The 12,089-nt window shown below is 67.4% G+C and carries 10 protein-coding genes; 5 read left to right on the forward strand and 5 right to left on the reverse strand.

What is annotated here, in order from left to right; translation table 11 throughout:
* Positions 1-2 precede the first annotated feature (2 nt).
* Positions 3-3,224, forward strand: coding sequence for an efflux RND transporter permease subunit (locus ASE61_RS05955; protein ID WP_061965732.1), 3,222 nt, complete (start codon positions 3-5; stop codon positions 3,222-3,224).
* Between the two features lies 1 nt (position 3,225).
* Here the strand turns inward: ASE61_RS05955 and ASE61_RS05960 are convergent, their stop codons facing one another.
* A complete protein-coding gene (locus tag ASE61_RS05960; protein ID WP_061965734.1) occupies positions 3,226-3,744 on the reverse strand; it encodes a winged helix-turn-helix transcriptional regulator in 519 nt (172 codons plus the stop codon).
* A gap of 100 nt (positions 3,745-3,844) precedes the next feature.
* Between ASE61_RS05960 and ASE61_RS05965 the strand changes: the two genes are divergently transcribed.
* Entirely contained in the window at positions 3,845-4,405 is a 561-nt protein-coding gene (locus tag ASE61_RS05965) for a dihydrofolate reductase family protein (RefSeq protein WP_061965736.1), read from the forward strand.
* Positions 4,406-4,414: 9 nt separating this feature from the next.
* On the opposite strand, the gene ASE61_RS05970 is transcribed toward ASE61_RS05965, so the two are convergent.
* Complete coding sequence (locus ASE61_RS05970; protein ID WP_061965738.1) at positions 4,415-5,317, reverse strand: DMT family transporter; 903 nt, start codon at positions 5,315-5,317, stop codon at positions 4,415-4,417.
* A 166-nt stretch (positions 5,318-5,483) separates the two neighbouring features.
* On the opposite strand from ASE61_RS05970, the gene ASE61_RS05975 reads away from it, so the two are divergent.
* Positions 5,484-6,350 (forward strand): LysR family transcriptional regulator, encoded by an 867-nt coding sequence (locus ASE61_RS05975; RefSeq protein WP_061965740.1) that lies wholly within the window; start codon positions 5,484-5,486, stop codon positions 6,348-6,350.
* A 44-nt stretch (positions 6,351-6,394) separates the two neighbouring features.
* The gene (gene obgE, locus ASE61_RS05980; RefSeq protein WP_061965742.1) at positions 6,395-7,438 is read left to right on the forward strand and encodes a GTPase ObgE; all 1,044 of its coding nucleotides are present in this window, start codon (positions 6,395-6,397) and stop codon (positions 7,436-7,438) included.
* A gap of 15 nt (positions 7,439-7,453) precedes the next feature.
* Here the strand turns inward: obgE and ASE61_RS05985 are convergent, their stop codons facing one another.
* Both ASE61_RS05985 and ASE61_RS05990 read right to left on the reverse strand, forming a co-directional pair.
* The gene (locus tag ASE61_RS05985; RefSeq protein ID WP_061965744.1) at positions 7,454-8,230 is read right to left on the reverse strand and encodes a hypothetical protein; all 777 of its coding nucleotides are present in this window, start codon (positions 8,228-8,230) and stop codon (positions 7,454-7,456) included.
* A 7-nt stretch (positions 8,231-8,237) separates the two neighbouring features.
* The gene (locus ASE61_RS05990; RefSeq protein WP_061965746.1) at positions 8,238-9,374 is read right to left on the reverse strand and encodes a DSD1 family PLP-dependent enzyme; all 1,137 of its coding nucleotides are present in this window, start codon (positions 9,372-9,374) and stop codon (positions 8,238-8,240) included.
* Positions 9,375-9,494: 120 nt separating this feature from the next.
* Between ASE61_RS05990 and ASE61_RS05995 the strand changes: the two genes are divergently transcribed.
* Positions 9,495-11,315 carry an ABC transporter ATP-binding protein gene (locus ASE61_RS05995; protein ID WP_061965749.1) on the forward strand — a complete coding sequence of 607 codons (1,821 nt, stop codon included), beginning with the start codon at positions 9,495-9,497 and terminating at the stop codon, positions 11,313-11,315.
* A gap of 26 nt (positions 11,316-11,341) precedes the next feature.
* Here ASE61_RS05995 and surE read toward each other — a convergent pair whose 3' ends face one another.
* Positions 11,342-12,088: a 5'/3'-nucleotidase SurE gene (gene surE, locus ASE61_RS06000; RefSeq protein WP_061965751.1), complete on the reverse strand. Its 747-nt coding sequence runs from the start codon at positions 12,086-12,088 to the stop codon at positions 11,342-11,344.
* Position 12,089 lies beyond the last annotated feature (1 nt).

A 12,089-nucleotide genomic window follows, 5' to 3' on the forward strand; every position in this document is an offset into this window, starting at 1 on the left:
GCATGAACGTCAATTTCTCCGCCTGGTCGATCCGGAAGCCGGTTCCGGCCATCCTGATCTTCGTCGTGCTTTGCGTCCTTGGGCTGCTCGCCTTCTCGAAGCTGCCGGTGACGCGCTTCCCGAATATCGATATCCCGCTGGTTTCGATCACCATCACACAGTCGGGCGCGGCGCCGGCCGAGCTCGAAAGCCAGGTCAGCAAGCGCGTCGAGGACACGGTCGCCAACATCACCGGGGTGAAGCATGTCACCTCGACGCTGACCGACGGCCAGGTGCTGACACTGATCGAGTTCCGGCTCGAGACCAATACCGACCGGGCCGTCAACGACGTCAAGGATGCGGTCGCCAAGATCCGCGCCGACCTGCCGCGCACCATCGACGAGCCGATCATCCAGCGCATCGATGTCGAGGGGCAGTCGATCCTGACCTATGGCGCAGCCTCGACCGGCATGACGCTGGAGCAGCTCTCCTGGCATGTCGACGATGTCGTCGCGCGCGAATTGCAGGGGCTGAAGGGCGTGGGCCGGGTCGAGCGCTATGGCGGCGTCGACCGGGAAATCCGCATCTCGCTCGATCCCGACCGCCTGCTCGCGCTCGGCATCACCGCCGGCGAGGTCAACCGCCAGGTCCGCGCCACCAATGTCGACCTGGCCGGCGGGCGCGGCGAGGTCGGCGGGCAGGAGCAGGCGATCCGCACGCTGGCCGGCGCGCGGACCGTCGCGGAGCTGGCCGAGACCAAGATCACGCTCTCGGGCGGGCGCGAGGTGCGCCTGAAGGAGCTCGGCCGCGTCGAGGATTCGAATTCCGAGCCGCGCGCCTTCGGCCGCCTCAACAAGAGCCCGGTCGTCACCTTCGCGGTGTTCCGCTCGAAGGGATCGAGCGAGCTTTCGGTCAAGGACATTGTGGCGCAGCGCGTCGAGGAGCTGAACAAGCGCTTCCCCGACATCAAGATCACGCCGATCGACGACGCCGTCGCCTATACCCACGGCAACTACAAGGCGGCGATGGAAACGCTGCTGGAAGGTGCGGGGCTCGCCGTCCTTGTCGTCTTCCTGTTCCTGCGCAACTGGCGCGCGACGCTGATCACGGCGGTGGCGCTGCCGCTCTCGGCCATTCCCACCTTCTGGGCGATGGAGCTGATGGGCTTCTCGCTCAACCTCGTCAGCCTGCTCGGCATCACGCTGGTGACCGGCATCCTGGTCGATGACGCCATCGTCGAGATCGAGAACATCGTCCGGCACATGAAGATGGGCAAGTCGCCCTATCGTGCCGCGATGGAGGCGGCCGACGAGATCGGGCTTGCGGTCATCGCGATCACGCTGACCATCGTCGCGATCTTCGCACCGGTCTCCTTCATGGGCGGTGTCGCTGGCCAGTATTTCCGGCAGTTCGGCCTGACGGTGGCGGTCGCCGTGCTGTTCTCGCTGCTCGTCGCGCGCCTGATCACGCCGATGATGGCGGCCTATCTGATGAAGCCGGTTCACCATGCCGATCCCAGGGACGGGTTCGTCATGCGCGGCTATGTCGGCCTGCTCAAGGGCACGCTGAAGAAGCGCCGCATGCCGTTCTTTCCGCGCTTCGACGGCACCGGGCGCTGGCGGACCCTGCCGTTCAACACCGCCTATGCGACGCTGGTGATCGGCTTCATGTTCCTGATCGGCTCGATCCAGGCAACGCAGATGCTGCCGACCGGCTTCATCCCGGACGAGGATACCTCGCGCGTCGTCGCCTCGGTCGAATTGCCACCCGGCTCGACGCTGGAGGATACCCGCGTCACCAGCGACAAACTGGTCGATGCGCTGAAGACCATCCCCGAGGTGCGCGACGTCTTCGTGCTCGGCGGGGCCTCGCCGACCGGCCAGCGCGAGGTGCGCCGGGCCGCCGTCTTCATCCTGCTCAAGCCCAAGGCCGAGCGCGATATCGCCCAGAAGGAGCTCAAGGTCACCATCGCCGAGAAGCTCGCCAGCGTGCCGGACGTGCGCGCCTGGTATGTCAACGAGCGCGGCGAGCGCGAGATGGCCTTCTCGATCCTGTCGAAGGACGGCGAGGCGCTTGATGCAGCCGTCGCCAAGATCGAGGCGCGGATGCGCCAGGTCGACGGCTATCTCAACGTCGCGACCGCCGGCTCGCTGAGCCGCCCGGAACTGCGCGTCACGCCGAAGCTCGAGGAGGCCGCCACGCTCGGCGTCACGCCGGAAGCGATCTCGGAAGCCGTGCGCGTCGCCACGATCGGCGATGTCGGGCCCAACCTCGCGAAGTTCAATGCGGGCGACCGGCTGGTGCCGATCCGTGTCCAGCTCGACGAGGCCGCCCGCACCGACATGCGCAATATCGCGGCGTTGCGCGTGACCAATGCGACCGGCGTCTCGATCCCGCTGACGGCGGTGGCCGCGATCGGCTTCGGCGAGGGGCCGAGCTCGATCGACCGCTATGACCGCGTGCGCCGCGCCCAGATCGGTGCTGACCTGAAGCGCGGCTTCGAGCTCGGCACCGCCCAGGACAAGTTTAACGAGATCGTCAAGGAGGTCGGCCTGCCGGATGGCGTCTGGATCGCCGCGACCGGCGATGCCGAAATCCAGGGCGAGGTCGTGCAGGGCTTCGTCACCGCGATGACGACCGGCCTGATGCTGGTGCTGGCGGTGCTGATCCTGCTGTTCGGCTCGGTCTTCCAGCCGATCACGATCCTGCTCTCGCTGCCGCTCTCCTTCGGCGGCGTGGTGATCGCGCTCCTGGCGACCAACAACGCCGTCTCGATGCCGGTCTATATCGGCCTGCTGATGCTGATGGGCATCGTCACCAAGAACGCGATCATGCTGGTCGATTTCGCGGTCGAGGAGGTCGGGCGCGGCAAAGACCGCTTCACGGCGTTGATCGAGGCCGGCCGCAAGCGCGCGAGGCCGATCCTGATGACCACGATCGCGATGGCGGCGGGCATGCTGCCCTCGGCCTATGGCGTCGGCGATGGCGGCGAGTTCCGCGCGCCGATGGCGATCGCGGTGATCGGCGGCCTGATTGTGTCGACGGTGCTCTCGCTCGTCTTCGTGCCGTCCTTCTACATGGTGATGGACGATCTCTCGCGAGCGACCGGCTGGCTCTTCGGCCGCTTCTTCGGCAAGGCCGAGGACGAGAGCCAGTGGGAGCCGATCGAGGAGCACGCGGCGCCGGCGATCGCGACGGCGGAAGCGATGTCGAAGCCGGCCACGCCGCGGCTGGCGGCGGAGTGAGTCAAGCCGGGGTCGCAGGGACCTCGGCCGCCTGACGCCGCGCCATCGCATCCCGATAGGCCTGCGTCAGCTCGTCGAGCACGGACTGCTCGGGCCGGGCTGCGTCGAGATGGAGATGCCTCAGCTCCTGCATGAAGCGCTCCCAGAGGGCCGGGCCGCCCTCGCTGAGGAGTTGGGCGCGGATCGAGAGTTCCTCGGTCACGGCTAAGAAGGTTCGGCCCCACTCGCCCATCGCGGCGAAGACGGGCACGAGTGCGATGCCCATCTCGGTCAGGCTGTAGATCGCCTTCTGCTTGTGCGTGGCATCGTCGCGGCGCGAGAGCAGCCCCTTTTCGACGAGGCGCTTCAAGCGGTCGGCGAGGATGTTCGAGGCGATGCCCTCGTCCGATTTCGCCAGCATCTCGCGAAAATGCCGGCGGTTGCCGAACATGATGTCGCGCAGCACGATCAGGCTCCAGCGATCGCCCAGGATTTCCAGCGTCAGATTGATCGGACAGCCCGAACGGCCGGTCTCGCGCATGCTCGTCTCCAAAACCGCTTGCAATATAGGATCGGTTTCGCTACCCATCAACTGGTTGCAAATCGAAACTGGTTTTAATCGAGCACAGCAGGAGGCTGCGATGGCCAAGGTGATCGTCTGGAATCTGATGACGCTGGAAGGGTTCTTCGAGGGCAGGGAGAAGTGGGATCTCGGCTTCCACCAGGATGCCTGGGGCGACGAGCTTGCCGCGCTCAGCAGCGAGTTCGGGCGCAAGGCCGGGCTGCTCGTCTTCGGCCGCGTCACCTATGAGGGGATGAAGGCCTATTGGACCTCGACGGAAGAGGAGGGCGAGACCAAGGCCTTCATGAACGCCCTGCCGAAGCTTGTGGCGTCACGCGATCTGACCGGCTCGGACTGGAACAACACGACGGTGACGGCGGATATCGTCGGGGAGATCACGCGCCGGAAGGCCCTGCCGGGGAAGGACATCTATGTCTTCGGCAGCGCCGAACTTACGGAATCGCTGCTGGCGGCCAGCCTCGTCAACGAGATCATGATCGCGATCGCGCCGGTCACGATCGGGCAGGGCACGCCCTTGTTCAAGCCGAACGCGGAGAAGCGCCACTATGCGCTGCTCGCGGCCCGCCCGCTCACGAACGGCACCGTGATCCTGCATTACGGCGTCAAGCCGGCGGCCTGATCGCCCAGGTCAGCCGCGGCGGACCATCAGCACGGCGGCAAGGATGGCGACGCCGCCGAAGGCCTGGACCGGCGTCGGCTGCTCGCCGAACAGCGCCCAGGCGGCGAGCACGCTGACCAGAGCCGGCCAGACCATGACGAGCGAGGCGGCGCCGGCCCCATAGCTGCCGAGCGAGAGCGTGATCAGGCCCTGGCCGAGCGCATGCGAGACGAGGCCGAGCGCGGCCACCGCCAGCCAGCCCTGTAGGCTCATCGGAATGACCTGCTCGCCCAGCATCAGTGCGGCCACAAGGCAGAACACGGCGCAGATCGCGCTGGAGACGAGGCTGACATAGCCCGCCCCGGCCCGGTCGCGGGCGCGGCGCACTGCAAGAATATAGGCGGCATAGGAAAACGCGGCGCCGACGGCGAGGCTGTCGCCGAAGAGATTGCCGGTGACCTGCTCCGCGCCGGTGAATTTCGGCAGCACCAGCAGGATCGCGCCAGCGACCGCCAGCATCAGCGCGCCGAGGATGCGTCGCGAGGGCTTGTCGCCAAGCAGCAGCCAGCCGCCGAGCACGACACCGACCGGGGAGAGATTGCCGAGCAGCGAGGCATTGGCGATCGTGGTATGGCCGAGCGCCGCGTTGTAGAGCGTGACGTCGATGCCGAAGGTCAGGCCGGCCAACGCAACCGCGATAAAGGCGCCGCGGCCGATCTTCTCGCTCGCCGGCCTGCGCTGCTCCAGCGCCGTCCAGGCGACCAGTACCGGCAGCGCGAAGAGCATCCGCCAGAAACCGGCGGCCGCCGGGCCGACATCGGCAAGGCGCACGAAGATGCCGGAAAAGCCGATGCAGGTGGCGCCGATAAGCAGCGCGAGGAACATCGCCAGCGCGGGCGATGCGGGCCGGACGGGGATCGCGGGAGCGGACATGGTGTCTTCTGATGGATCGTGAGGCCAGCTTCGGTCGCGACGGCGCGGCCGGCTCAGCCTCGTTCAGCCGAGGATATAGTGCGCTTCCATCGATCGGAAAAACGGATTATTCTGATTTAACCATTCTTAAAACCGATGGATCTCGCGCGTCCCAAGGAGGCACGTCATGACCGCCCATTTCGACCTCGCCGCGCTCGGCATGCTGGTGGCGGTGGCGGAGACCGGTGGCTTCACCGCGGCCAGCGCCCGGCTCGGCCGGACGCAGTCGGCGATCTCCGTGCGCATCCAGGATCTGGAAAGCCAGCTCGGCCACAAGCTGCTGGAGCGCTCGCGCCGCGGCGTCACCCCGACCGATGCGGGCGAGCGGCTGCTCGCCCATGCGCGGCGCCTGCTCGCGGTGGAGCGCGAGGCCCTGGCCGACCTTGCCGGCGAGACACCGACCGGCCGGCTGCGCATCGGCGTGCCCGACGATTATATGGACGCCTATCTCAGGCCATTGATCGCGCGCTTCGCGGCGGAGCATCCCAAGGTCGAGCTTGAGGTCCATTGTGATCTCTCGAAGCGGATCGAACCTGCGCTCAAGGCCGGGGAGCTCGATCTCGCGGTGGTCTCGCAGGATCCGAGCCGGCCGATGGGCGAGGTGCTCCGGCGCGAGCCGATGATCTGGGTCGCGGCGCGCGGCCACCGGCCGGAGCTGCAGGAGACGCTGCCGCTCGCCCTGTTCTCCGAGGGCTGCCGGGCGCGCTCGCGCATTCTCGGGGCGCTGAACAGTGCGGGGCTGGCGTATCGGCTGGTCTTTTCCTGCTCGCATACCTCAGGCGTGCTTTCGGCGGTGGAAGGCGGCTTCTGCGTCACCGCGATCACGGAAAGCGCCGTGCCGCCCTCGCTGCGTCGCCTCGGCGCGGCGGAAGGGCTGCCGCCGTTGTTCGAACTGACGGTCGGCTTGCTCATGGCGCCGCGTCCGGGCCTGGCGGCGCAGCGCTTCGCCGATGCCCTGCGCGAGGAGATGAGCGCTTTCCGGCAGGCGGCGTGATCCGGTCCATTGCCCTTTCCTCCGCTCATCACTAGTGAAACAGCATGAAATTCCTCGACCAGGCCAAGATCTATGTGAAGGCGGGTGACGGCGGCGCCGGCTGCGTCTCCTTCCGCCGCGAAAAGTTCATCGAGTTCGGCGGGCCCAATGGCGGCGACGGCGGGCGCGGCGGCGACATCGTCATCGAATGCGTGCAGGGGCTGAACACCCTGATCGACTTCCGCTTCCAGCAGCATTTCAAGGCCCGCACCGGCGAGCACGGCATGGGCAAGGATCGCCATGGCGCGAATTCGCAGGCGATCGTGCTGAAGGTGCCGCCGGGCACCGAGATCCTCGAGGAAGACGGCGAGACCAAGATCGCCGACCTGACCGAGCCCGGCCAGCGCTTCGTTCTGTGCAAGGGCGGTAATGGCGGCTTCGGCAACGCCTATTTCAAGACGGCGACCAACCAGGCGCCGCGCCATGCCAATCCCGGCCTTCCGGGCGAGGAACGCTGGGTCTGGCTGCGCCTGAAGCTGATCGCCGATGCCGGACTCGTCGGGTTGCCCAATGCCGGCAAGTCGACCTTCCTCGCCACCGTCACGGCGGCGAAGCCGAAGATCGCCGATTATCCCTTCACCACACTGCATCCCGGCCTCGGCGTCGTGCGCGTCGACGGGCGCGAGATGGTGCTCGCCGATATCCCCGGCCTGATCGAGGGCGCGCATGAAGGCCATGGCCTCGGCGACCGCTTCCTCGGCCATATCGAGCGCTGCCGCGTGCTGCTGCATCTGGTCGAAGGCACCAGCGAGCATGCCGGCAAGGCCTACAAGACCGTGCGCGAGGAGCTCGAGGCCTATGGCGAGGGGCTGGCCGACAAGCCGGAGATCGTCGCGCTCTCCAAGGTCGACGCGCTGACGCCGGAAGTGCTCAAGGAGCAGGTCGCACGCCTGAAGCGGGCGGCCAAGCGCATGCCGATCATCCTCTCGGCCGCTTCGGGCGAGGGCGTCGATGCCGCGCTCAGGGCACTCTTCGCCGTGGTCGAGGAAGCCCGCCGCGTGGAAGAGCGCGAGAACGCGCCGGTCGAGGACACCGGCTGGCGGCCCTGAGGCTGGGCCGGCGCTCTAGCGGAAATCCCGCCAGGCGCCGACGCGGTGGGTGCTTTCGCGGTCGCGTTCCGCTTCGCCGAAGGGCGCCACCGGCCAATCCCAGCTTTCATCCGGAGCGGGAAGCGCGACGCCGCGCGTGAGATCGAGGCGATCGGTGATCGCGCCCGCACGGTCGCGCTCGACCATCTCGACATCGCTGAGCAGGACGACACGGCCGTCGAAGCGGCGGAGATCGGCGAGATGCCAGGCGATGCAGCGCGCCGGCAGGTCGACCGGTAGCTGTCCAGCACGGTCGGGGTGATCGTCCAGCCAGTCCTCGACGGGCCAGGCGAGCTGCGACATCAGATTGGCGGATATGACGAGATCGAGGCTTGAGTCGGCGGCCAGATCGTCCAGCGGATCGATGCGCCCGTCGTTCTCCTCGGCCAGCCAGCCCATGACGCCGGTGAGGTCGCGGGTCAGGAGCATGACCTTGGGCCGGACGCGCATGCGCAGCCGGATCTGCGGCAGGTGGACGGCATCGACCAGCAGAACCTGCTCGAATTGGCGGCACAGCAGGTCGAGCGGGATGTCGCGCAGCAGACCCGAGCCGAGAACCGCCACCTTGCGGCGCTGCGACAGCTCCGTGACAGCCTCAGCAACCACGCTGCGGCAGCGTTCGTGATGCGGAGCCCACGCCCGGCGCTGGCGGTTGCCACGCGACCAGAGCGCGACGCTTTCTCCGACGAGGCCCAGCCGGCGGGTCATCCGCGCGGCTGGTGTCGTCAACCGCAGGATGAGCTCCGCGAGCATCGCCCGCTCAGATCAGGGCACCGCGCGCAGCCACCGGCCAGAGGGCCTCGACATGGGCGTCGGGGCCATGCAGGCCGCGGACGCAGACATACCAGTCGTGCAGGTTGACCGTCGGGTCGCAATGGCCGGGGATCAGCAGCAAACTGTCGCCGCGATGCGGCATCGCGATCGGGTCGCCGGTGAGGACGCCGTGCTCGTCGGAGGGTTTGGTATAGATCACGCCCTCGCGGCGGAAGGGCACGGGCATGCCCGAATCGACCGCCGCCGACTTGTGGCCGGCATCGACGATGGCGCGGTCCGGCACCGGCTTGCTCATCACCCCGGCGAGGACGAAGAGAGAGTGTTCAAAGGTGCGGAAGGGCGTGCCGTCGGCCTGGCGATTGCGGGCGTAGTCGGCGTCCATGAAGATATAGGAGCCGGCCTGGATCTCGTTCCAGATGCCGGACTGGGTCTCCAATTCATGGGTGCCGGTGCCGGCGCCGGTGACGATCTCGCATTTCAGGCCGGCATGGCTGAGCCGTTCGACCGTGTTGCGGGCGGCGAAGCCAGCCCGTTCGATCGCCTCGCGGCGCTCGTCGATCGAACGCATGTGCTGGGCGGAGCCGTGATAGGCGTGGATGCCGGCGAAGCGCAGGGTGTTGGAGCGTGCGATCGCCTCGGCCAGCCGGACGGCGCCCTCTCCGGGCGCGACGCCGCAGCGCCGGCCGCCGACATCGATCTCGACATAGACATCGAGGGTCACATCGTTGCGGGCCGCCGCTTCCGCCGCCTCGCGCACGCCGTCGGGATGGTCGACGCAGAGGCCGATCTTCGCGCTGCGGGCGAGGCGGGCCAGACGGTCGAGCTTGGCCGCGCCGACGATCTCGTTGGTGACCAGCACGTCGCCGACGCCGCCTGCAACCAGCACTTCGGCTTCGCCGACCTTCTGGCAGCACTGCCCGACCGCGCCATGGGCGATCTGCCGCAGCGCGATCTCCGGGCTCTTGTGCGACTTGGCATGGGGCCTGAGCCTGATGCCATGGGCCTGGGTGAAAGCGGCCATGGCGACGAGATTGCGCTCGAACGCATCGAGATCGAGCACGAGGGCGGGGGTTTCGATCTCGGCGAAGCTCTGGCCGGGCTGGGCCGGCGGGGATAGCGGCATGAAGTCTCCTGAATCGGTTATGGCCATGGGAAGACAGCTTCGTGTCCGTAGCAAGGCCCCCCTGTCGCAGCCAGCCATGCACCAGTGGCGCTTGTCGGGCTGTCATGATAGGCCCCGGCCATGAAGATCGGCCGCGTCACCGACGACACCCTTGCGCTCTTTGCCCGTGTCTGGCGTGAGCAGATCAGATCCTACCTCCCGCAGATGCTGATGATTCTCGGCCTCGTCGTGATCATTGCGGCGACGACGAGCTTCTATCCGCTCCTGATCAAGGCGGCGTTCGACGCCTTCGCCGATCCATTGATGGCCGAATCGACCGGCTTCGTCCGGCGCATGGAGCGATTGGTCTCGAAGTCGATCGGCTACGAGATCGGCGTCATCAACGCGGTCGCGACCGTCGTCGTGATCGTCACCGCCATCAAGGGTTTCTCGCTGCTCGCCCAGACGGTGATGACCAACAATGTCGTCAGCCGCATCGAGGCGGACATGCAGACGGCCCTCTACGGCCATCTGATCGATGCCGACCTGGCGCAGCTGCAGCGGGAAAATCCGGCCTCCCTCACCCAGCGCTTCACCACCGATTTCACCTTCGTCAAGGAAGCGCTGACGCGCATCGTCAACATCGCCATCCGCGACGTCGTCACCGCGATCGCGCTGGTCGGCGCGCTGATCTGGATCGACTGGCAGATGACGCTGGTCGTGCTGCTGATCGCACCGGTGATCGCCCATCCGATCGGCCGGATCGGGCGCAAGCTCAGGCGGATGGCCAGCTCCCAGCAGGAACAGACCGGCCTGATGGCCAACCTCGTCACTGAGAGCCTGCAGGGCGCACGCGTCGCCAAGACCGACCGGCTTGAGCCCTATCTGAAGATGCGGGCGGCCAATGCCTTTGAGACGATCCGGGCGCTGAAGATGAAGGCGGCCAATGCGCGCGGGCGCCTCGACCCCCTGCTCGAGGTCGGCGGTGGTCTCGCGGTCGCCGGCGTGCTCGCCGCCATCGGGGTGCGCATCACCGCCGGCAATTCGACGGTCGGCGATTTCACCGGCTATGTCTCGGCGCTCCTGCTCGCGGCCCAGCCGATGCGCTCGCTCGGCAATCTCAACGCCATCGTCCAGGAGGCCGGGGCCTCGTTGAAGCGCTACTACGCGCTGATGGACGAGAAGCCGCAGGTTCTCGACCGTTCGGAAGCGAAGCCGCTGACGGTCAGTGCCGGCGAGGTCGCCTTCCGCCAGCTGCGCTTCCGCTATCGCGAGGACCAGCGTGCGCTGGAGGGCATCGACCTCGTCGCGCAGGGCGGGCGGACGATGGCGCTGGTCGGCCGTTCGGGCTCGGGCAAGTCGACGCTGCTGGCGCTGGTGCCGCGGCTCTACGATCCGAGCGAGGGCCGGATCGAGATCGACGGGCAGGATCTGCGCAATGTCACGCTGAGGAGCCTGCGCCGGCAAGTCGGTGTCGTCAGCCAGGATGTCGTGCTGTTCGACGACAGCGTGCGGGCGAATATTGCTTTCGGACGACCGGATGCCTCGCTGGACGAGATCGTCGCCGCGGCGAAGGGCGCCGCCGCGCATGATTTCATCATGGCGATGCCGGGCGGCTACGATGCTTCGGTCGGCGAGCGGGGCCACAAGCTCTCGGGCGGCGAGCGCCAGCGCATCGCGATCGCCCGCGCCATCCTGAAGAACGCGCCGATCCTGCTGCTCGACGAGGCGACGAGCGCGCTCGACACCGAATCCGAACGGCTCGTCCAGCAGGCGCTGGCGGCGCTCATGAAGGGGCGCACCACCATCGTCATCGCGCATCGGCTCTCGACCATCCGCGAGGCCGACATGATCGTCGTCATGGACGAGGGCAAGGTCGTCGAGACCGGCAGCCATGATGAGCTGTTGGCGCGCGACGGCGCCTATGCCCGGCTGCACCGGATGCAGTTCCTGGAGGGGTGAGCCGACGGCTCAGCTTGCAGGCTGTTTCAGCGCCTGTTGAACTCAGCAGCGAAACCCGCATCCAATGGCGCGCCGTCGCTCCAGCAATGGCGGACGATGGCGATACGGCCTGAATCGATCAGGCTGTTCTCGTCGCCCGGCCGGCTGGTATGCGGCCGGCCGCGCCGGATGCGCCAGACAATGCGGTCATTGTCTTCCGAGACGATATCGGCGGCGCTCGCGATCTTGTCGCGACCGATGCCGGCGAGGCCGACCTCGGCCGGCAATTCCTTCGGCAGGTTGACGCTCAGGAATGTGCCCTCGCGGGTCCATTGCGTGCGCGTCCGCCAGAGGTTTTCGATCAGGGCCGCGAGCGCGGCGATGTCGCGCTCCTCCGACGTGCCGCCCTTGGTGCGCGAGAAACCGATGGCGGGGAGGTTCCAGAAGCTCGCCTCGCGGGCGATCGAGAGCGTGCCGGAATAGGCGGCGTCCTCGGCGGCGTTGCGTCCGTCATTGACGCCGGAGAGTACGAGATCGGGCATGCCGCCGTCGCGGAACAGCACGGTCATGGCCGCGACGACGCAATCGGCCGGTGTGCCGTTCAACGCATAGACCTGCGGCTCGCGCCGGCTGAGCGTCAATTCCTTGTCGAAGGAGAGATGATGGCTCGCTGCCGTCCATTTCCGCTCGGGCGCGACGACCCAGATATCGGCTGCTACGCGCGCGGCGGCTTTACGCAGCAAAGCGATGCCGGGAGCATCGATGCCGTCGTCATTGGCGATGAGGATGCGCATG

The sequence above is a fragment of the Allobosea sp. Root670 genome (genome assembly GCF_001429415.1).
GTDB lineage: Bacteria > Pseudomonadota > Alphaproteobacteria > Rhizobiales > Beijerinckiaceae > Allobosea > Allobosea robiniae.